This is a genomic window from Mycobacterium sp. SMC-15 (assembly GCF_045310925.1).
GTDB lineage: Bacteria > Actinomycetota > Actinomycetes > Mycobacteriales > Mycobacteriaceae > Mycobacterium.
Genome location: NZ_JBJIAJ010000008.1, coordinates 161,416 through 182,468, shown reverse-complemented (window position 1 = coordinate 182,468; position 21,053 = coordinate 161,416). Strand labels below are relative to the sequence as shown.

The window sequence follows — 21,053 nt, the reverse complement described above, 5'->3', positions numbered from 1 at the left end:
GTCTTCGGTAAGCCAGGGAGTACACATGCACGGGTTCGTACCGTTTCCCGACGAGCGGGCCGTCGCCTACCGCGCGGCCGGCTACTGGAGCGGACGGCCGTTGGCATCGCTGCTCGACGACGCCGCCGCACGCTGGCCCGAGCGTCCGGCGGTGATCGATGGCGGCGCGACGCTGTCGTATGCGCAGTTGGATGCGGGCGCCGAACGCGCGGCGGCGGGTTTGCACCGGCTGGGTGTCGGCGCCGGGGACCGGGTGTTGCTGCAGTTGCCCAACAGTTGCGCGTTCGCGGTCACGCTGTTCGGGCTGCTGCGGGTGGGCGCCGTCCCGGTGCTGTGCCTGCCCGGGCACCGTGCCGCCGAGATCGGGCATCTGGCGGCGGTCAGCGACGCGGTCGGGATCGTGATCCCTGACACCACTGCGGGATTCGACTATCCGGCAATGGCCGCCGAACTGGGATTGAGGCGACTCATCATCGACGAGGCCTCCGGCGACTCCCCCGCGCCGCGATTCACGGCCGATCCGGCCGCGCCGGCATTGCTGCTGGTCTCCGGTGGGACCACCGGGATGCCCAAGCTGATCCCCCGCACCCACAACGACTACATCTACAACGCCACCGCCAGCGCGCAGCTGTGCGAGCTGACCGCTGACGACGTCTACCTGGCGGCGTTGCCGGCAGCCCACAATTTTCCGCTGGCCTGCCCGGGGCTGCTGGGCGCCATGTCCGTGGGGGCGGCCACGGTCTTCGGCGCCGACCCCAGCCCGGAGGCGGCGTTCGCCACCATCGCCCGTCACCGGGTGACGGTCACCGCGTTGGTGCCGGCGTTGGCCGCGTTGTGGGCGCAGGCCTGCGATTGGGAGCCGCAGAAGCCGACGACCCTGCGGTTGCTGCAGGTCGGTGGCGCCAAGCTGGCCGCGGGCGACGCCCACCGGATTCGGGAGGTGCTGACGCCGGGCCTGCAGCAGGTGTTCGGCATGGCCGAAGGGTTGCTCTGCTATACCCGGCCCGGCGACGCAGCCGAGTTGCTCGACACCACGCAGGGCCGGCCGTTGTGCGCCGACGACGAGTTGCGGGTGGTCGACGAGGACGGCACCGAGGCATCCGAGGGTGAGCTGATGGTGCGCGGGCCCTACACCATCAACGGCTACTACAACGCTCCCGAGGCCAATGAGCGATCCTTCAGCCCGGATGGCTTCTACCGCAGCGGGGACCGGGTCCGTCGCCTGGCCAACGGCTACCTGGAGGTGACCGGGCGGATCAAGGACGTCATCGTCCGCGGCGGCGAGAACATCGCTGCCGACGAGCTGGAGACGCACCTGCTGGCGCATCCGGCGGTTAGATCGGCTGCCGCGGTCGGCCTTTCAGATCAATACTTGGGCGAAAAAGTTTGCGCTGCAGTGGTGTTCAACGGTGCACAGTTGACGCTGGCCGAGCTGAACCGTCATCTCGACGAGTGCGGGGTCGCCACCCACGTCCGGATCGATCAGCTGGCGGCGCTACCGGCCCTACCTACCACGGCGGTCGGAAAGATCGACAAGAAGGCGTTGGTCCGCCAGCTCGGCTGAACCGAATTTCGCGGGCCTACCCACGTTCGACGACGTTGTCGAACCCCGAGGTGCTCACCTCGGGGTTCCCGGAGCGATAGGTGATCCCGTTGTTGAGACCCGATGCCGTGATCTTGGGCGTGGAGTCGACGGTGATGACATTGCCGATGCCCGACACCGTCAGACCGGCGCACCGGCCGGTGAGTTCCACCGTGTTGCTGACCCCGCTCACGGACACGTAGCGGCCGTCGCAGGCCAGGGTCTTGTTCTCCCCGGCCCCGGCGATGATGAGGGTGACACTGCTGTCCGGAGCCGGGACAGCGGGCGACGCTGCGACCGGCGGCGCCGGAACGGGCGGCGGTTCGGAGGGCAACGGTATCGGGGTGAAACCGCTGGGCGTGGTGGGCCGCCTAGGCTCGGAGCTGGTCACGTCATGGGAGACCAGGAACACTGCGACTGCGCCGGCGATCACCACTGCCGCGGCGATCACACTGACGACGATGGCGAGACCACGGCCGTTTCCTGACCGCGACGGCGCCTGCCCGTCGACGGCACCCGTCGGGGCGGTCAGTTCCACGGGGCGGGCGAAGCCCGACAGCGGACGCTCCAATTCCCGTATCAGGGCCTCGGGGTCATCGTCGGCGTTCACGCTCCGATGATCGCACTAAATCGCACTAAATCGATGGCGAGTCGCTAGCCGGCGTGGATCTGCCACCCGGCGGCATCGTTCCGCTGCCGCCAGAACTCATCAAAACGTCCACCGGTTGCACGCAATTCGTCGATCGTCCCGTCCTCGATAACCCGGCCGTCGTCGATGAACAGCACGCGGTCGGCCTGGGAGATACTGGCCAGCCGGTGCGCGACGATCACCCGCGTGCGCGGGCGCAGCTCCGAGCTCAGCGCGGCGACGATCGCCGCCTCGTTCTCGGTGTCCAGCGCGCTGGTCGCCTCATCGACCAGCAGCACCGGTGCGGGTTTGAGCAGTGCCCGGGCGATGCTGACCCGTTGGCGCTCACCGCCGGACAGCGCCGCGCCGGCCTCTCCGACCCTGGTGTCACTGCCGTCCGGCAGGCGGGCGACCAGCTCGTCGACGCGGGCCAGTTCGGTGGCCCGTCCGAAAGCCTCCTGATCGGCGTCGGGGTCTCCGACCAGGACGTTGTCGCGGATCGTGCCGTCGAGTAGGTAGGGATGCTGGAACACCACGCTGGTGGCGGCCCGCCGTGACGGGGCGTCGAGCCCGGTGGCGTCCGCCCCGTCGAGCAACACCCGGCCGCCGGTGGGCTCATGCAGTCCGGCGATCAGGGACAAGATGGTGCTCTTGCCCGAACCGGAGGGCCCGACGATTGCCGTGGTGGTGCCGGCCTGCAGGGTGAAGCTGACTCGGTCGAGCACCGGTGGGCCCGCCGAGTCGTAGCCGAACGTGACGTCGTCGAACTCGATGCTTGGCGCGGCGGCACCCTCGGGTGCCTGGCCGGGGCCGACCGTCACCTCCGGCGCGGTGAGCACGGCGCGGATCCGCTCGAGGGAGGCCCGCGTCGACTCCAGCGCCGGCGCCAGCTCGCTGATGACGGTGAACGGTTCCAGGTAGCGGGCCGCCACCACGATCAACGCGATGGACTCGGGAACGCTCAGCGTGCCGGTCACGGTCAGCGCGGTGGTGCTGCCGGCCAGCAGGATCAGCGCGCCCTGGCTGGCCAGACTGAACAGCAGTTGCCCCGGAATCTGCATGAGCAGCAGCCGCATCGCCGCGCCATGCTGGGCGCTGAGCGCCTGCCCGACGGTGCTGCGCTCGGGTTCGACGCGCCGCGCCGCGCGCAGCGCCTGCTGGGTGCGGGCGAACTCGATGATCCGCTCGGTCAAGGCCGTGTTGGCGTCGCCGGCCGCGGCGTCCGCGCGGGCGCTGAGCCGGTTGGACGCCCACAGCGCCCCCAGTAGCAGCGGCACCCCGCCCAGGGCGGCCAGCCCCAGTTGCCAGGACACCCCGAGCAAGGCCAGTGCGATCGCTGGCGGCAACAGAATCGCGCTGATCAACGGGGTCAGCAGATTGACCACCAGGCTCACCAGTTCGGGGCCGGTGGCAGCGATCGCCTGTCGCGCGTCCGCGGTGTTCTCGGCGGTGAGCCAGCCCAACCGCACACCGGGTAGCCGGTCGGCCACGTCGTGTTGGGTGTGATCGAGGACGGCGAAGCCCAGGTCGAATCCGATTCGGGCGCAGGCGAAGTCGATCAGCCAACCCGCGACGGTCGCCACGGTCAGCCAACCCAGCCAGAGCACCGCCCGGCTCGGGGTCTCGGAGAACAGTGCGCTCACCAGCGGAACCAGCAGCACGGTGCCCGCCGCCCGCACCGCCACCGACAGCAGCGTCAGCGCGGCGTAGCCGAACATCCGGCCGCGACGGTCGTGCGGGATCAGTTGGATCAGGGTCCGGATCATCGGCCCGCCTCCGCACCGACGGTGACCGCGGCGCGGCCGGTCTCCCACAGTTGCAGGTAGCGTCCCTGCGCGGCCAGCAGCTCGTCGTGGCTGCCCTGTTCGACGATGCTGCCGTGGTCGAGCACGACGATCTGATCGGCACCGGTGATCGTGTGCAGCCGGTGGGCGATCACCAACACGGTGCGATCCTGGGTCAATCTGTTCAGCGCCTGCTGCACCAGGTATTCCGATTCGGGATCGGCGAACGCGGTGGCCTCGTCCAGGATGAGGACGGGCGTGTCGGCGAGGATGGCGCGGGCGATGGTGAGCCGCTGCCGCTCCCCGCCGGAGAGCGCCGCGGCGGCACCCAGCACGGTGTCGTAGCCGTCGGGCAACCGCAGGATCCGATCATGGATCTGGGCTTCGCGTGCCGCGGCCTGCACCTGCTCGTCGGTGGCGTCCGGGACCGCCAGTGCGATGTTGTCACGCACAGTGCCGTGCACCAGCTGCGTCTCCTGCAGGACGAATCCCACCCGGCGATACAGCTCGTCGGCGGTCAACGACCGGATATCTTGTCCGTCAACCGATATCGATCCGGACTCGACGTCGTGGAACCGAGCCAGCAGCGCGGCCAGCGTCGACTTGCCCGAGCCCGACGGGCCGACCAGTGCGGTCACCGTGCCCGGCCGCAGTGTCAACGACACGTCGCGGATCACCGGGACACCGGGACGATAGCCGAAAGTGACCGTCTCGAAGCGCACGGTCCCAGCCGCGTCTACCGGTGCTGAATCACGCTGCTCGACGGCGAGTTCGGGCTCGTCCAAGGCGATCTGTAGCCGCCGGGCCGCCAGCATGCCGCCGCGTATACCGCCGACCCCCAGGCCGATGCCCAGCAGGCGGGCGCCGAAGGTGGTGCCCAGCAACACGAACGGCAGCAGGTTCACCGGGTTCATTCGGCCGGAGATGATCAGCGGGGTTCCGGTCAGCATGATCAGCCACAGGAAGGTCGACGGGCGGGTGACCAGATCCATCAGCGTCTTCTTGCCGATGAAAGGCCGCTGCCAGTCCACCAGGAAATTGATGTAGTCGTCCAACTGGCGGCGGAAGGTGGAGGCGGCGGCCCCGCCGAACACCCGGATCACCGGCTGACCCTCCAGGTAGGTGCCGGCTTCGCCGTTCATCCGCTCGGCCCAGCGTTGCGCCTGACTGATCTTGGGGCCGGACTGGGTCATCATCACCGACATCAGCACCATGTAGACCAGCACCGGTACGAACAGCACCAGCGCCACCCGCCAGTCCACCACGAACAGGTAGACCAGCACCGCGACCGGTGCTACCACGGCGGCGACGGCATCGGGGATGGCGTGGGTGACCAGATAGTGCAGGGACAGGGTGTCGTCGGCGACCAATTGCTTGATCGAGCCGGATCCGCGGGCGGTGAACCAGCCCAGCGGCACCCGTGACAGCTTGCTCAGCAGCCGAGTCCGCAGCGCGCTGGCGAAGCGGGCGTCGACGACGTGCAGCCACAGCGTCAGCCCCGCCCCCAGCAAGGTGCCCAGGCCCAGCAGCGAGAGCGCGGCAATTCCGACCGTCCACAGCGGTGACTCGTGGGCGCCGGCGACCAACAGTCGGGCCAGCTCCACCAGCAGCACGAACGGGGCCAACTGCAGCAGTGTGATCAGGGCCTGCAGGACACCGGAGATGATCAGCGGCACCTTCAGCGCGCCGAGCAGCCGGCCCGCGGCCTGGGCGCGCCACGCCCCCTTCGCGTTGACGGTGCGCTCACCCGGCGGTTCAGCGAGTCTCGGCGAAGGAGAGGCGAAGCTGGGACCGCCGCATGAACCGGGCACCTCACTCGCACCTGTGTCTGATGCCGGCGGAGTCGACGCGGGCTTAGCGGTGTCTTCCGGCCCGCGCTGGGTGCCCATGGCACGTCCGGCGGTCCAGTAGGCCTGCGCGTGAATCTCGGATTTGGGGAAACCGAACTCGTCGCGCAGCCGGGTCCGCAGCACCTTGAGAGTCGCGGCTTCCGGGGTGGCCCAGGCATACCAGTCCGACCAGTCCCGGGCCTCGATCGCCGCGGCCAGCGAGCTCGCGTCACGGCGCGGCACCCAGTGCACCCGCAGCCGGGGGTGCTCCCGCAGCGGGATCAGCAGATCGTCGTCGTCGTGCTGTTCGAGGTAGAGCTCGATCGGAACGTCGGGCGCGACGGTACCGATGATTCCGTTGATTCCCGGTATCGACGCCGAGTCCCCCATGAGTAGGTAGCCGGCGGGTTGCGAGTCGGCATCGGGCACCTCGAAGCGCGACGAGCCCATCAGCGACATCGCCGCGATCGTGGCCCCGGGCTCCACGGTGCGGGCCCAGCGGGTGGCCGGCCCGGCCGGTTCGTGCAGCACCATGTCGACCGCGAATCGTCCGGTCTCGGCGTCGCCCTCGGCGATCGTGTAGGCGCGCTGGAACTCGGTGTCCGATCCGTCCGGGTCCGGGAACCAGAACCGCAGCCAGGCACTGGGTTCAACGGCCGCGTCGGTGAACAGGGTCGGCGAATGCATCCAGACCCGGATGCAATGTGGGGCGATCCGGCTGGTCTCGAGCACCGTCACGGTGTGGTCGCGGGCACCGAAGCCCCGCAGAATCGCACCCTGCAACCCGCGCGCCATCACGGTCCTTTCGCCAACGGTGGCCCACCCCGCGGAGCCGATCTCGGCGCCCCGCCGCCAAGCCGAACCTAGGTTACCCTACCCTCACTTACTCGAATAGATGCTCGGGTAGGCTCACTGCTCGTTATGACTGACGCCGCAACCATCCTGCACCGCGAGCTGACAGACCTATCCGACGAGGTCCGCCGCGTCCCGCCACCCCCGATTCCGGTGCTGGCCGAGCCGTATGAGATCCGGGTTGCTGACCCGGACGCCGACGCCGAGATGATCTCCGAGTGGATGAACCGGCCGCATCTCGCGCAGACCTGGGAGTCCGCCTGGCCGTCGGAGCGCTGGCGCGCCTATCTGTCCGCCCAGGTCACCGGCAGCTATTCGCGGCCGTTGATCGTCAGCCGAAACGGACAAGACGGCGGCTATATCGAGATCTACCGGGCGGCAAAGGATTCCATCGCTAAGTACTATGCGGCCGACCCGCATGATCTGGGCATTCACGCCGCCGTCGCCGATACCACGGTGGTCAATCGTGGGTTCGCGGCAATCCTTTTGCCGCGCATCATGCGCTATGTCTTCGACCTCGAGCCGCAGTGCCGGCGGATGATGTTCGAACCCGAGTACCGCAACACGGCGATGCGCCGGCTGGCCGAATACGTCGGCGGCGTCTTCCTGGGCGAACACGACATGGGTTATCGCAAGATGGCGCTTTACGCGGTCTTGCGCTACCCCGACGACGACCCGCTGTCGAACAGCTCGGCGTAACCGTCGTAGTCGGGACGCATCCCGGCTGCCACCAGCTCCCAGAGCACCTCGTCGGTACCACCGCCGATGCGGGCCAGCTTCATGTCGCGCCACCAGCGCCCGAGCGGGGTCTCGTCGACCAGATAGCCGGTCCCGCCGAAGATGTGCATGCACTCGGCGATCACCTCTTCGCCCAGGCGCGCCGCGGTAACCTTCATCGCCGCGGAGGTCCGCAAGTCGAGCTTGCCCCCGGCGGCAAATCCGTTGAGCCCGTGGCGAAGCAGGTCGACGCGCGCCTGCAGGTCTGCCATCCGGAGCCGCAGCGCCTGATGCTCGAACAGGGTGGCACCGAATTGGGTGCGGTGCATCATCCGGGCGTGGGTGATACCGAGGACCTTCTGACTCGACGAGGCGACCTGCCCGGCAATCGACATGCGCTCATGCGCCAAGCCCCAAGAGATGGCAGCCAGCCCGGTACCCGGACGGGCGATCAGGGCGTCGGCGGGCACCCAGGTGTCGATGTCGACCGGGGCGGTGTCCAGCGGGCCCGCCCCGACCTTGCTGAACGGCTCGTGCACCTGCACCTGATCGGTCGGCACCGCGATCATCATGACGTTGCCGTGCCGGCTGTTCTCGTCGTGGTCCATGCTGCGCGCCAGCACCAGGATGTGGTCGGAGATGGGCGACAGCGACACGAATTTCTTGCGGCCGCGCACCTCGAAACCGTCACGCACGGAACGGGCTTCGGTCTGCACGCGCTGGAGATCCGATCCCCCGGACTCCTCCGACGCGCCGATACACAGCACCGCTTCGCCGCGGATGGCCCGCTGGCAGATGTCCTTCAGGTACTCGGAACGGCCGAAGCGGTGCAGAATCGAGATCGACGAATCCTGCAGGCTCACACCGACTCCGATGCCGGCAGACCCGAGCCGTCCCAGCGCGTAGGCCAGCTCCAGCAGTTTGGCGACATCGGTGGGCTGCGCCCCCGCCCACTTCTGGGTGAAGACTCCCGCCCGGCCCAGGTGTTCGATCAGCTTGCGGGGAAAGCGCCCGCTGTCCTCGGCTTCGGCCGTCCAATCCACGACCTGCTGGTCGAACACCTCGTTGAGCAAACCGCGGTAGGCGTCGATACCCGACTCCGCAATCACCTGAGTCACTTCAAAACCTCCATGTTGCGTTTGACCTCGAGTCGCCGCAGCTTCCCCGACGACGTCCGGGGCAGCGATCCCGGCGCCAGGAACACCACATCTGAGGGCACCACCCCGCACTGCGAGGCCACCCGGGAGATCAGGTCGGCACGCGCGCCGGCCTCGTCACGGCCACGGAACTCAGCGGCGATCACCAGTCCCGGGCGGAGTCCGTCGGTGCCGACCGCGACCACCGCGCCCTCGCGGACACCTCGCACCTCGGCGGCGACCCGCTCGATCTCGGTGGGAAACACGTTGCGCCCGGCGATCGAGATGATCTCCTTGGCCCGGCCACAGACCACCAGGCCGGCGTCGGTGAAGTAGCCGAGGTCGCCGGTGGCGAACCAGGCGTCCGGTCCCAGCGCCGGCTGGCCGAAGTAGCCCGACATCATCGAGGTTCCGCGGATCTCGATCTCGCCGACTTCGCGTTGCGGCAGCTCGTCGTGGCGCTCGGCCACCGGACTGATGCGGACCTGCATCCCCGGAATCGGCTCACCGAGCACCGCATGTCTGCGTACGGCCTGATCGTCTTCGCCCGCCGCGCCGATGAGTTCGTCATACTGCAGGCCGGCGCCTGGCCGTGGCGCGGTCACTGCGCAGGTGGCTTCGGCCAAACCGTACGACGGCATGAGAGCACCGGGGGCGAGGCCGAACTTGCCGAGTTCGGTGACGAAACGCTCCAACCCCGTGCAGTCGACCGGTTCGCCCCCGTTGATGGCGACCCGCAGCCGGCCCAGGTCCACTTCGGGGACTCGTCGGGCGTATTTGCCGATCACGCTGTAGGCGAAGTTGGGTGCGGCGGTCATGGTGGCCCGGCTGTCATGCAGCCAGCTGAGCCACCGGAACGGCGAGGCGGCGAACGCCGCGGTGGGCGCCAACCACTGTTCCGAGCCGGTCAGCGCGGCGCTGAGCAGGAAGGTCAGCCCCATGTCGTGATAGAGCGGCAGCCAGCTGCAGCCGACGTCGTTCGCCGGATCCACGCCGACGTGCGTGCTCAATCCGGAAACGTTCGCCAGCACCGCGGCCGGCGACAGCTGGGCGGTGCGCGGGGTACCGGTGGACCCAGCGGTGCCCTGCAATACCGCGGGCACATCGGCGCCCGAGGTGACCGGGTTGACCGAGCGATCTGTGCCGGCGGCGGCGGCAACGTCCGCCACCGCCAGGCTGCGACCGATCGCCTCGGAGCGCAGCAACTCCAATACCGATCCGTGGCTCAGCACGGTGCGGACCCCAATGCCGTGGAAGCGATCCAGTGTCGCCTGTGCCCATTGCTGGGGATCGGCACCGCGGACCGGTCCGGGCAAGATCGAGATGCTGCGGCCGGCCAACCAGGCGCCCTGAATCGCCGCGATCAGGTCTGCGGTCGGCTCACCGACCAGCCCGACAGCCCCGTCGTCGTCGCCGTCAAGGATCCGGGCGGCCACGCTTTCGGCCCGAGCGTGCACCTGCTGCCACGGGTGGCGATCCCATGCTCCGGCGTCGGAGTCAAAGACCACCAGATCGTGTTCCGACCCGGTCATCGCCCGGGTCAGGGCGCCGGCCAGCACGCTCACGCGTCGGCAGGGGCTTTCGCCCGAATGGCGGCCTCAAGGTCCCCGACCGTGTCACAGTTCAACAGGTCTTCCTCAGACAGCGCGACACCCAGACGATCCTCAATGGCGACCATGCCGATGGCGAAGGCCACCGAGTCGAGTCCGACGTCATCCACCAGCCGCGACTCCGGAGTCACGCGGTTGAGATCGACCTGCAGGTCGTCTCGCAAGATCTCGCGCAGCGCGGCGTTGATGGCATCGGGGGATGAAGCGCTCATGCCCAGGGACGCTACACCAAACCGCGAACTAAGGTTAGCTTGCCCTATCTTGTGACTCCCGACACTTAGGGTAAGGCAAGGCTTGCCTGATGTTTGCTCTTATGGTTAACGTTGCCCTGCGTTCTACATAGACAGGAACCTCACATCAGATGAGGTCACGATAAGGAGAAGCAATGCAGCTCGCCCTGGCCGCCGGTTCGACCGACCGCGGCACCGTATCTAACGCGCGCGCCACGGGCCTGCTGGCCGCGGGCGTCGCCCTGGCCGGCGCCGGCGTGATCGCCGTCAACCCGATCGTCCCGATGATCAGCGCGGCCGCCCAGCAGACCGCGGTCGAGCTCACCGCCACCACTGGCGAAAACCTCGACCACATCATGGACCTGCTCACGGGCCCGAACCCGGTCTTCACGGCCCTCGGTGAGCTGGGCAGCTACTACGGCGAGACCACCAGCAACAGCTTCAACGGCGTGCTGGATGGCCTCGAGGTCATGTGGTCCGGCGGAGGCCGGGTCATCGGCCTGGAGACCCTGCTCCCGCAGGTCGCTGAGTTCCTCCAGCAGGGCGACTTCCTCAACGCCTGGAACCTGCTCAACAACGACATGCTGTACAACTTGAACGGGATCTTCCAGCCGCTCTTCGACCACACTGTGCGTGGCACCGGCGAGTTCGTACCCGGCGTGATGGGCATCGGCGCGGACCTGACCAATGTTTGGGCGGCCGTGCAGGAAATCTTCGGCGACTTCAACTTCTGGAAGACCACCGCCAAGTACTTCATCGAACCGCTTACCGGTTTCGCGTTCGCGCTGTCGGAGAACCTGACCGGCGTGCCGGACGGTGTGGAGCACACGTTGCAGGACCCGTTCGACGCACTGCTCAACGGTTACATCACCTGGGACTCCGAGACCGGCGAAGACACCGGCCAGTGGTGGGGCCTGCTTACCGAGAACGGCACCTTGTCGTACTTCCTCGACTTCCTGCCGGGCAAGTTCGCCGACGCGTTGACCTCGACCATCCCGGTGCCCGAGGTGGACGTCGACCCGGGCGACGCGGCTGCCGCTGCCAGCCTGCTCGACTTCGGCTGGCTCGACAGCCTGTTCAACTAGCAGTACCGCACCACCTGTCTCGCGCGAGCGCTGGCGATCCCAGCGCTCGCGCGGCAGCAGAGCCGGGTTCGGGCCGCCACGCGCCCGAGCCCGGCTCTAAACATTGCCATTGACTAATGGCACCATTGACTGTTGACTCAGTCACATGATCCTTGGCCGATCGCCCAAACGCAGCCACGGGGCCTCCGCCGTCGTGACCGGCGCCGGAAGCGGCATCGGAGCCGCCTTCGCCATCGAACTCGCCCGCCGCGGCAGCGCCGTGGTCTGCAGCGATATCGACGATGACGCCGCCCAGGGCACCGCCGCGGCCATCACCGGCGCGGGCGGCCGCGCCACCACCGTGCACTGCGACGTCTCGCGGCTCGACGAGGTCACCGCGCTAGCCGAGGCCGCACAGTCCTGGTTCGGCCACGCCCCCACCCTGGTGATCAACAACGCCGGCGTCGGAGCCGGCGGGCAACCGATCGGCGAGATGCCGATGGATGACTGGAACTGGACGCTGGGCATCAACCTGTGGGGCCCCATCCACGGCTGCCACGTCTTCACCCCGATCCTTCGGGAGGCAGTACCCGATCAGCCTCGCGGCATCATCAACGTCGCCTCCGCCGCATCGTTCGGCGCCGCCCCGGAAATGGCGGCCTACAACGTCAGCAAGGCGGGCGTGCTCTCGCTGTCGGAGACCTTGGCGGCCGAGCTGTCCGGTACCGGCATCGGTGTCACCGTGCTGTGCCCGACGTTCGTCAAGACCAACATCGTCGAATCCGGCCGGATCACCGCCCAATCCAGCGAGGCGGCGAACCTGCTGATGCGCTGGACCGGGCTCTCCGCTGGGCGCGTTGCCCGCGACTGCCTGGACACCCACGACCGCGGCGGGCTGTACTGCATGCCGCAACTGGACGCCAAGATCGGTTGGAACATCAAACGTTTCGCACCGGAGACATTCACCCGAACCATCGGACTGGCATTCCGTGCCAGTGCGGCATTCCCAGGTAGGTCCGACTAAAGGAGATCACGATGGCTCTCGACATGGACGTCATGCTCACCAAGATCAAGGATCGGCAATGGGCGCTGGCCGATATCGACTGGGACGCACCGGGAGCCGAGCTGATCCGTCCCGAGATGGCGCCGAAGCTCAAGAAGTTCATGGCCGACCTGTGCTGGATCGAGAACATCGGCGCCCGCGGCTTTGCGGCCATGGCACGCAAGGCGCCCACCGCAACGCTGGCCGAGATCTACCGCTACTTTCATGCCGAGGAGCAACGCCACGCCAACGCCGAACTGGCGCTGATGAAGCGCTGGGGCATGCTCGAAGACGGCGAGATGCCCGAGCCCAATGTGAATATCCGGTTGGCGATGCAATGGCTCGACGACTACTCCGACGACCTGCCGCTGTCGGTGCTGGGCACGGTGATCCCGATGCTGGAAGTGGCACTTGACGGCGCCCTGCTCAAGTTTCTGCTCGACGAGGTCGATGACCCGGTCTGTCATCAGGTGTTCGAGAAGATCAACAACGACGAATCCCGGCACATCGCCGTTGATTTCGAGGTGCTGGAGCTGATCGGCCACGCCGACGCCCGCAGGCTGGCCATCGAGTTCGTCGGCACCGTAGCCTCCCCCTCACTGATCGTCGGCGCGCTGATCTCGGTCCCGCTGCTCAACCGGATTCGCAACGAGGTCATCGGCATGGGACTGGATCCCCAGCGGCTCTACGCGGCGCTGATGCGTTTTACGCAGTTCGGCGAACGAGGCGAACACACCCGGCGGGTGCCGGCCTACCAGGTGATCAAGCGCTACTCGGGCTGGATGGCCAACCCGGACAGCCCCTATCACCTGCTGGCCAACCCGGCGGTGTGGCTCTCCGGCTTGTACCCCAAACGACTGCTCAAGCCCATCCCGAGCTGGTTCAAAGAGCTCACCCACGAACCGGCGGCCTGACATGGCGCGCGCGCACATCTACCAGACGCTGATCGTGGGCGCCGGGTTCACCGGGATCGGCGCGGCGATCAAGCTGGCGGAGGCCGGCCTCGCCGGACCCGACGAGATCGTCATCCTGGAGCGCAGCGACCGGGTCGGCGGCACCTGGCGCGACACCCGCTATCCCGGTGCGGCGTGCGATATTCCGTCGCTGCTGTATTCCTTCTCGTTCGTCACCAACCCCGCGTGGTCGAGGGCCTACCCCTCGGCCAGTGAGATCTGTGCGCACATCGAGGACATGGTCGACCGGTTCGACCTGCGCCGCCACATCCGGTTCGGCACCGAGGTCACCGGACTGACTTTCGATGAGGGCGACGGCGTGTGGACGGTGTCGGCCGGGCGCACGAAGTTTCGGGCCCGCACCGTGGTGCTGGCATCCGGGCCGCTGCCGGATTCCAGCCTCCCGGCCCTGCGCGGTCTGAAGAGCTACACCGGCCACAAGATCCACAGCGCACGCTGGGATCACGACTACGACTTCACCGGCAAGCGGGTTGCGGTCATCGGCACCGGCGCCAGTGCGGTGCAGATCATCCCGGAGCTGGTCGAACAAGCTGGATTCGTCAAGGTCTTTCAGCGCACTCCGGGCTGGGTGATCCCCCGCCTGGACATGGCCATGCCGGCCGCGGTCCAGGATCTGTTCGCCAAAGTCCCTGCCGCCCAGCAGCTTGCCCGCCAGGCGCTGTTCTGGGGGCACGAGGCTAGCGCCACCGCACTGGTGTGGAACACTCCGCTCACCGGCCTGGTGGCCCAACTGGGCAAAGCCCACCTACGCGCAACGGTCAAAGATCCCTGGTTGCGTCGCCAACTCACCCCGGACTTCACCCCCGGCTGCAAGCGCATGCTGATCTCCAGCGACTACTACCCGGCGCTGCAGCGTGACAATTGCAAGCTGATCGCCTGGCCGATCGCCACGCTCAGCCCGTCGGGCATCCGCACCAGCGACGGCGTGGAGCACCACCTGGACGCCATTGTGTTCGCGACCGGCTACGACGTGCACCTGACCGGCCCGCCGTTTCCGGTCACCGGGCTGGGCGGCCGCTCACTGGCCGCGGACTGGAGCGGCGGCGGCCAGGCCTTCAAGAGCATTCAGGCCCACGGCTACCCGAACCTGTTCTTCATGACCGGCCCCAACTCCGGGCCGGGCCACAACTCCCTGCTGGTCTACGTCGAAGGCCAGATCGACTATGTGGTGCGTGCCATCGGTGCGATCCGCGGGCGGCGCCTGCGCTACCTGGACGTGCGTGACGATGTACAACGGCGCCATAACGAGCAGATTCAGCGGCGACTGGGTAAGACGACCTGGATGTCGGGATGTCGCAGCTGGTATCTGACCGAGGACGGTTTCAACGCGTCGATGTACCCGGGGTTCGCAACGCAGTATCTTCGGCAGATGCGCAGTTTCCGCCTCTCCGACTACCACGCGGTGGCATGACCGGACCGGATCGTCCCGCCAAGCCCGACTCCATCGCCGGGGTGCTGGCCAATCTGCGGCGGGTCCCCCGCCGAGTGCGGCGCGAGTCCCGCGAGGTGATCGAGGCCGCGGTGACCCAGCTCTTCGAGATCGTGGTGCGCCATCCGGGCGGCAACACGGCATCGCGCGAATACCGGATCGACGACCTGGCCCGATTGGGCGGCACCACCACCCGCAACGTACGGGTGTACCGGGACCGGGATCTGCTGCCGCCGCCGCGACGGGTCGGGCGGATCGCGTTGTACAACGACACTCACCTGACCCGGCTGCGGCTGATCACCTCGATGCTCGACCGCGGCTACACCATCGCGCACGTCAAAGAGATGATCGGCGCCTGGGAGCAGGGCAAGGACCTCGGCGACATCCTGGGATTGGAAAGCGCGATCGCCGGTAGCTGGACCACCGAACGGCCCGAGACCATGCCGCGCGCGGAGGCCGAGCGGCGAATCGGCGACCCGCCGGCGATGCGGCGACTGGTGGCGCTCGGGGTGGTCCGCCTCAACGAGGCCGACGCCGTGGCCACCATAACCAGGCCCAAGCTGATCGATGCGTTCAACGAGGTCCGCGGCTACGGCATTGCCATCGACAAGCTCATCGACCTCTACGAGCAGTCATTGCCGCACATCGACGCGATCAGCCAGATGTTGGTGCGAGCCGGCGCCGAGCACGTCCTGACCCGGATCCAGCCCGGTGCGCCCCTGCCGGCCGACACCGAGATCGCCGAACTGATCGGCATGCTGGTGCGGTTCCGCACCCAGGCCGTCGCATCAGTGACCGCCACCCTGGCCTCGTCGATCGAATCGACCATCGAGTCGATGGTCAGCGGCCTGCTCACCGAGTCGCTGCTGCAGTGACCCACGCCGCGTACGATGCCGCTAGGCCAGGGCGAGGAACAGCTTCTCGAGCTCGTCCTCGGTGAGCGGCGCCTTACCGTTGGCGGATTCACCGGACAGGCATTCGCGAAGTCCACTGGCGACGATCTTGAAGCCAGCTCGGTCCAGCGCCCGCGAGACCGCGGCAAGCTGGGTGACCACGTCCTTGCAGTCGCGGCCGCCTTCGATCATCGCGATCACCCCGGCGAGCTGGCCGTGCGCACGGCGCAACCGGTTCAATACCGACTTGACGCTGTCTTCGTCATCAAGCACGTGAGGTCCTCTCCCCGAGCCGCCTGTTATACCCTATAGGGTATCTCACTCCGGGAGTGGGGCGGCGGATTCAGCGCTCGGCGATCAGATACGGCGCCAGGGTGGCCAGCTTCTCGCAGGTCTCCTCGAATTCCCGCTCGGGCCGTGACTCGGCGATGACACCCGCTCCGGCCCGCAGCCAGCAGCGCCCGCCGCCTTCGTAGGCCGCCCGCAGCGTCAACGCGGCATCGAGGCCGCCGTCCGCCGAGAACATCACCACCGCGCCGGAGTACAGCCCTCGCGGGCACTCGTCGAGCCGCAGGATGGCGTCGATGCCGGCCGATTTGGGAATTCCCGACGCCGTGACCGCGGGGAACAGCGCCTCGAGGGCATCCATCCGATCCCGGGCGGGATCCAGCCGGCCGCGCACCGTCGACCCCAGATGCTGGACACTCCCCCGCTCTCGGACGGTCATGAAATCGGCGACGACGGTGGTGCCGGGCTCGGCGATCGCGGTGATCTCGTCCACCGAGGTGCGAACCGAGATCGCGTGCTCCACGATCTCCTTGGCATCGGATTCCAGCTCGGCTCGGACCGCCGCGTCGATCGCGGGATCACCGGTGCGTGCACGAGTCCCGGCCAGCGGCTCGGTGACCACCACGCCGTCGCCGCGCACCTCGGCCACCAGCTCCGGGCTGTACCCGAGCGCCCTAATCCCGCCCAACCGCAACAAGAATGACCGAGCCGGGGTGTTGTGCCGCCGGCCCAGCCGGTAGGTCGACGGGAAGTCCAGCGCGAACGGCACGTCGACGCAGCGCGACAGGATCACCTTGCGGTAGCCGCCGGCACGGATCTCCTCGACCGCGGTCGCCACCCGATCGCGATAGCCGGCGCCGTCCGCGTCGACCACGATCGGCGACGGCTCCGCCAGCGCGGGGACTCCGTCGGCCAACAGGCGCTCCAGCACCCCGACCGCCCGGTCACTGTGCCCGAACAGCTCGACTTTCTCGGCGGTGACGACGATACGGGTCTGCGGCCAGAACACCCGCGCCAGTGCGGTTCCCGGTGCCAACCGCTCCTGCAGTCCGAATCGGTAGGTTCCGAATTCGAAAGCCACCCAGCCGAATACCTCGGCCGCCTCGAGCAGCAACCGGTCCACCGCCTCACCGAGCACTGCTGCCGGTCGGCCCCGCCAGTGTTCGCGACGCACCACCCCGTCGCGGACCGTGCGCAGCTCGTCGCTGTCCAGCTCGACGGCGGCGCGAACCCCGGCGGCCAGGGTCCAACTTCCGCCGCGCTCGTAGAGCAGGTACTCCTGACCGTCATGTTCGGGCAGTTCCGCGGCCAGCGCGGCAGCCAGATCGGCCGGCTCGATACCCGGCGGCAACGGCACCGACGACGCAGCTTCGGAGACTGTTTCGACACCGACCTCGGACACGATTAGTAAATGTAGCCTAACCTACCAAGTGACGTGCGCCTCGCCCCGCGAACCCGCGCGCGACCTCAGCCGGGCAGCAGGGCCAGCAGTCTCGCTCGCGCTTTCACGTGCAGCTGCTCGAACTTGGAATTGCGCTGCCGCTCCATCTCCGCGGCCATCCGATTGCCCAGGTCCTCCAGCTCCGCATCGGTCAGGTCGACCGGCGCCGGCGGAGGCACCAGGTCGCGCTCCTCTTCGTCGGCGTGCGCCTCCAGGACCGTCAGGAAGGAATTCCACTCGTCCACATACCGAGGTGAGCTGGTCGGCGTCCGCAATGCCACCGCCAGCTGGTCGTAGATCTGTCGATGCTCGGCGTGTGCGATCGCGATCAGCTTGCTCGCGGCCGCCAGCGCCGGATAGTAGATGTCGTCCTCGATCTTCATATGGATGGTGAACTCGCGCAGCAAGGTATCGAGGGTCTGCTGCCGCTCGGCCGAGCCGACGGGAGCGGCTTTCAACCGGCCGCCCAACCCGCGCAGCACGTTGTGGTGGTCCCGCAAGACGGTGTAGGCGTCACTCATTGTGCGATCTCCTTCTGTTCCGCGAGTTCGGGGCACGCCAGGGTCTGCGAGGCGAGATATTTGACCCGGCCCTCACCAAGGGGGGTCACCGCGCCGTCGCGCAGCTCGACCATTCCGTCACGCACCCGCGCCTGGTAGCAGGGCAGCGGCGCGGCAGACGGTCCACGCAGCACCGCACCGGTTTCCACGTCGAACTGCGAGCCGTGCCACGGGCACACGATCCGGCCGCGGTCCACCCAGCCGTCTTCCATCGGTGCGGCCAGGTGCGGGCACAGTCCGGCGAACGCCGAGACGCTGTCGCCGTTGCGGCACAGCACCACCGCGACGCCGTCGACGTCGATGCGCTTGGGCTTCTTGCCGGCCGGGAGCTCCGCCTCCGGAAGCACCGGCGTCCAGTCGTCGATGCGCAGCCGATCACCGGACTGGTCCATCCCGATGCCCGAGCCGAACACCAGCGCGCCGCCCAGGAATCCGCTGGCCGAGGTGATCCCATAGCCGACCGCACTGGTCACGATGCCGCGCAGCTGCCGGCCGCGGCGCCGGTCCCGCCAGGACTGGATGTACAGACCCGTGGCGACGAGATTCAGCACGCCGTGCACCAGCCCGATACGCCGATCCTTGTCGTGGGTGTGCTGCCAGTCGGTCACCCCGGTGGCCGCGGAAGCGAAGTTGGCCGCAATCCCCAGCCCCAGGGCGCGCTGGGCGAATCGCGACGCGTCAAGCACTTCCGTCGCGGACTTGCTCGGCAGCAGACTCAGCGCATCCAGGGCGACGGTTGTTCCAATGGCACCGGTGGTCAGCGATGCCAACGGCGGATGTACCGGGTGACCCAGCCACACGCCGTTCAAGAAATTGGTCACCCGGGTCCTGGCCCCGCCGAAAGCATTGAACGCAAAGCTCAATACGTTCTCCAGCCGGTAGCTGGGCCGGTCCATCCACTCCTGTCGACCGAGAATCTCCAGCACTCGCCCGCCGGCTCCGTGCGCCCGGTCCGCGGCGCCTCGCGCCCGTTGAACTGCCATCCCGTCGGTCCTCCATCTGCCCCGGCTACGCCATGCGCTGGTCCTCGTTTGCGGATCTATCCCGCGAACATACCCGCATATACGATCTCCTACAAGTAACGGATTACGATATTGCTGTCTGTACCCGACTCCCGCTACATACCAGGCTGACGCTACGCGTCGCGGCTATACAAAACGTGTTGTTTAGCACTGCAATTAACGCTCCTGCAACCGCCATTCCGCGCCCCGCGAGGCGGACCTGGCAACGCCAAGACAAGATTGCTGTGAATATGTTGGTAACGCATTTCCGGTGTACAACACCCACATGTCGAAGTACCGCCTAAACCGTATCTGCGGTTTCCCACTTAGTCGCCGGACAGGCCAGCGGATGAGTGGCGCCGGCCGCTGCGATGAGATTGCAGTGACGCGTAACAGGCGTTCACGATTCGGTATCAGTCCTCACACAAAGGTTGGCAACGCCGACATCCGCGCGGACTATGGAGTCATGCTAAGTATTCGCAAACTCGTGGGATCGATGTTCGTAGCGACAGCCGCCGCGGCAATCGCCGCAGCCCCGACAGGCGTAATGCTGATGACCGGCTCGGCGGGCACGCCCGGCCAGACCGCGGTCGCCCAACCGCACGGTTCCGGCGGCCCGGACGGCAACGGCGGAGGCGGTGGCTGTGGCCATGACGCCGGTTGGCAGGGCTGTGGCGGCTTTGTCCCCGGCCAGGGTGGTTTCGGCCACGGCTGCTTCAACGGCATCTGCGGCAGCTGGGACGGCGGCCGCGGCTGGTTCAGCGGCTAACCTGCCAGCAGCGAACGCACCACCGCGTCGGCCAACAGCCGGCCGCGATCGGTCAGCACCAGTCGCTCACCGTCGATGTACAGCAGGCCGTCGGCTATCGCGGTTGCGGCGCGCTCGCGCTCCTCGGCATCCAGAACCGCCAGCGCCAGCCCGTCGCGCATCCGCAGTCGCAGCATCACGTCCTCGGTGTGCCGGTCGGCGACGGAGAGTTCTTCGAAGCCGGCCACCGGCAGGGCGTTGTCCCCCAACAATTGCGCGTAAGTGCTGGGGTGCTTGACGTTCCACCAGCGCAGGGCGCCGTCGTAGCTGTGTGCGCCCGGTCCGGCGCCCCACCAACGGCCGCCGGCCCAGTAGCCCAGGTTGTGCCGGCAGGCTGCGCCGGGCCGGCTCCAGTTGGACACCTCGTACCAGTCCATCCCGGCCGCTCGCAGCCGGCCGTCGACCAGCTCGTAGCGATGTGCCGCCACATCACCCTCGGGAGCGGGCAGTTCCCCGCGCCGGACCCGACGGGCCAGTGCGGTGCCGTCCTCCACGATCAGGCTGTAGGCCGAGACGTGATCCACGCCCGCCTCCAGCGCAGCGTCCACCGACCGCAGCAGATCGTCATCGGTCTCGCCGGGGGTGCCGTAGATCAGGTCGATATTGAGGTGCTCGAAGCCGGCGGCGCGCGCCTCGCGGGCGGCCGCCACCGGCCGGCCCGGCGAATGGATGCGGTCCAGGGTGGCCAGCACACGCGGCGACACCGACTGCATGCCCAGCGAGACCCGGGTGTACCCCGCGGCACGGATCGATTTGAAGAACTCCGGCGACGTCGACTCCGGGTTCGCCTCGGTGGTGACCTCGGCGTCGTCGGCCAGTCTGAAGTGCTCGCGAACATGGTCGAGCACGCGCGCCAGCCGCGCCCCGCCCAGCAGCGACGGTGTGCCGCCCCCGACGAAAACCGTGTCGGCCGGCTGGCCGCCCAGCCGGGCTGCCGCCAGTTCCAGTTCCTTCCCCAGCGCAGCCACCCAGGCGTCGGGGTTGGCGCCGCCGAGCTCCGCCGGGGTGTAGGTGTTGAAGTCGCAGTAGCCGCACCGGGTGAAACAGAACGGCACGTGCACATACACGCCGAACGGGCCGTCGTGGCCGCGCCGGTCCGGCGCCACGCCGGGCAGCGCTACGGCAGGCGGGGTGGATGTCATGGGGCCCGATCATCCCACGGCGCCGCGGGCGGCGCCGTGGCGT

The 21,053-nt window shown here is 68.0% G+C and carries 19 protein-coding genes; 8 read left to right on the top strand and 11 right to left on the bottom strand.

All coding sequences use genetic code 11. The features are described from left to right. The first annotated feature begins 25 nt into the window (after positions 1-25). Entirely contained in the window at positions 26-1,564 is a 1,539-nt protein-coding gene (locus ACJH71_RS13850) for a (2,3-dihydroxybenzoyl)adenylate synthase (RefSeq protein WP_406758578.1), read from the top strand. Positions 1,565-1,580: 16 nt separating this feature from the next. Here ACJH71_RS13850 and ACJH71_RS13845 read toward each other — a convergent pair whose 3' ends face one another. From ACJH71_RS13845 to ACJH71_RS13835, 3 genes are read right to left on the bottom strand one after another with little or no spacing between them, the layout of a single operon-like run. Further along, the gene (locus ACJH71_RS13845; RefSeq protein WP_406758577.1) at positions 1,581-2,192 is read right to left on the bottom strand and encodes a DUF3060 domain-containing protein; all 612 of its coding nucleotides are present in this window, start codon (positions 2,190-2,192) and stop codon (positions 1,581-1,583) included. Positions 2,193-2,236: 44 nt separating this feature from the next. After that, a complete protein-coding gene (locus ACJH71_RS13840; protein ID WP_406758576.1) occupies positions 2,237-3,976 on the bottom strand; it encodes an ABC transporter ATP-binding protein in 1,740 nt (579 codons plus the stop codon). Then, positions 3,973-6,618 carry an ABC transporter ATP-binding protein/permease gene (locus tag ACJH71_RS13835; protein ID WP_406758575.1) on the bottom strand — a complete coding sequence of 882 codons (2,646 nt, stop codon included), beginning with the start codon at positions 6,616-6,618 and terminating at the stop codon, positions 3,973-3,975. Before ACJH71_RS13835 ends, ACJH71_RS13840 begins: the two co-directional genes overlap by 4 nt. A gap of 126 nt (positions 6,619-6,744) precedes the next feature. On the opposite strand from ACJH71_RS13835, the gene ACJH71_RS13830 reads away from it, so the two are divergent. After that, on the top strand, positions 6,745-7,374 hold the full coding sequence (locus ACJH71_RS13830) for a GNAT family N-acetyltransferase (protein WP_406758574.1): 630 nt from the start codon (positions 6,745-6,747) through the stop codon (positions 7,372-7,374). Here ACJH71_RS13830 and mbtN read toward each other — a convergent pair. From mbtN to ACJH71_RS13815, 3 genes are read right to left on the bottom strand one after another with little or no spacing between them, the layout of a single operon-like run. Next, complete coding sequence (gene mbtN / locus ACJH71_RS13825; protein WP_406758640.1) at positions 7,335-8,501, bottom strand: mycobactin biosynthesis acyl-ACP dehydrogenase MbtN; 1,167 nt, start codon at positions 8,499-8,501, stop codon at positions 7,335-7,337. The two genes, ACJH71_RS13830 and mbtN, sit on opposite strands and share 40 nt — an antisense overlap. 5 nt (positions 8,502-8,506) lie before the next feature. Further along, a complete protein-coding gene (gene mbtM, locus ACJH71_RS13820; RefSeq protein WP_406758573.1) occupies positions 8,507-10,093 on the bottom strand; it encodes a long-chain-fatty acid--ACP ligase MbtM in 1,587 nt (528 codons plus the stop codon). Next, on the bottom strand, positions 10,090-10,398 hold the full coding sequence (locus ACJH71_RS13815; protein ID WP_406758639.1) for an acyl carrier protein: 309 nt from the start codon (positions 10,396-10,398) through the stop codon (positions 10,090-10,092). Before ACJH71_RS13815 ends, mbtM begins: the two co-directional genes overlap by 4 nt. A gap of 125 nt (positions 10,399-10,523) precedes the next feature. On the opposite strand from ACJH71_RS13815, the gene ACJH71_RS13810 reads away from it, so the two are divergent. The 5 genes from ACJH71_RS13810 to ACJH71_RS13790 all read left to right on the top strand — a co-directional run bounded on the left by ACJH71_RS13810 (position 10,524) and on the right by ACJH71_RS13790 (position 15,752). Then, on the top strand, positions 10,524-11,453 hold the full coding sequence (locus tag ACJH71_RS13810) for a hypothetical protein (protein ID WP_406758572.1): 930 nt from the start codon (positions 10,524-10,526) through the stop codon (positions 11,451-11,453). A 145-nt stretch (positions 11,454-11,598) separates the two neighbouring features. Then, positions 11,599-12,456: an SDR family NAD(P)-dependent oxidoreductase gene (locus tag ACJH71_RS13805; RefSeq protein WP_406758571.1), complete on the top strand. Its 858-nt coding sequence runs from the start codon at positions 11,599-11,601 to the stop codon at positions 12,454-12,456. 11 nt (positions 12,457-12,467) lie between these two features. Then, a complete protein-coding gene (locus ACJH71_RS13800; RefSeq protein ID WP_406758570.1) occupies positions 12,468-13,388 on the top strand; it encodes a ferritin-like domain-containing protein in 921 nt (306 codons plus the stop codon). Position 13,389: 1 nt separating this feature from the next. Further along, positions 13,390-14,859, top strand: a complete 1,470-nt coding sequence (locus ACJH71_RS13795; RefSeq protein WP_406758569.1) for a flavin-containing monooxygenase — start codon at positions 13,390-13,392, stop codon at positions 14,857-14,859. Continuing rightward, entirely contained in the window at positions 14,856-15,752 is an 897-nt protein-coding gene (locus tag ACJH71_RS13790) for a MerR family transcriptional regulator (protein ID WP_406758568.1), read from the top strand. Before ACJH71_RS13795 ends, ACJH71_RS13790 begins: the two co-directional genes overlap by 4 nt. 21 nt (positions 15,753-15,773) lie before the next feature. Here ACJH71_RS13790 and ACJH71_RS13785 read toward each other — a convergent pair whose 3' ends face one another. The 4 genes from ACJH71_RS13785 to ACJH71_RS13770 form a co-directional block, all read right to left on the bottom strand. Then, complete coding sequence (locus tag ACJH71_RS13785) at positions 15,774-16,043, bottom strand: metal-sensitive transcriptional regulator (protein WP_406758567.1); 270 nt, start codon at positions 16,041-16,043, stop codon at positions 15,774-15,776. 70 nt (positions 16,044-16,113) lie between these two features. After that, positions 16,114-17,460, bottom strand: coding sequence for a salicylate synthase (locus ACJH71_RS13780; RefSeq protein ID WP_406758566.1), 1,347 nt, complete (start codon positions 17,458-17,460; stop codon positions 16,114-16,116). 65 nt (positions 17,461-17,525) lie between these two features. Next, positions 17,526-18,020 carry a hemerythrin domain-containing protein gene (locus tag ACJH71_RS13775; protein WP_406758565.1) on the bottom strand — a complete coding sequence of 165 codons (495 nt, stop codon included), beginning with the start codon at positions 18,018-18,020 and terminating at the stop codon, positions 17,526-17,528. Next, positions 18,017-19,042: a Rieske 2Fe-2S domain-containing protein gene (locus ACJH71_RS13770; RefSeq protein WP_406758564.1), complete on the bottom strand. Its 1,026-nt coding sequence runs from the start codon at positions 19,040-19,042 to the stop codon at positions 18,017-18,019. The genes ACJH71_RS13775 and ACJH71_RS13770 overlap by 4 nt, the downstream gene beginning before the upstream one ends. A 514-nt stretch (positions 19,043-19,556) precedes the next feature. Between ACJH71_RS13770 and ACJH71_RS13765 the strand changes: the two genes are divergently transcribed. Beyond that, a complete protein-coding gene (locus tag ACJH71_RS13765) occupies positions 19,557-19,829 on the top strand; it encodes a hypothetical protein (protein WP_406758563.1) in 273 nt (90 codons plus the stop codon). On the opposite strand, the gene hemW is transcribed toward ACJH71_RS13765, so the two are convergent. Beyond that, positions 19,826-21,010 (bottom strand): radical SAM family heme chaperone HemW, encoded by a 1,185-nt coding sequence (gene hemW, locus ACJH71_RS13760; protein ID WP_406758562.1) that lies wholly within the window; start codon positions 21,008-21,010, stop codon positions 19,826-19,828. The genes ACJH71_RS13765 and hemW overlap by 4 nt on opposite strands. Between the last annotated feature and the right edge of the window lie 43 nt (positions 21,011-21,053).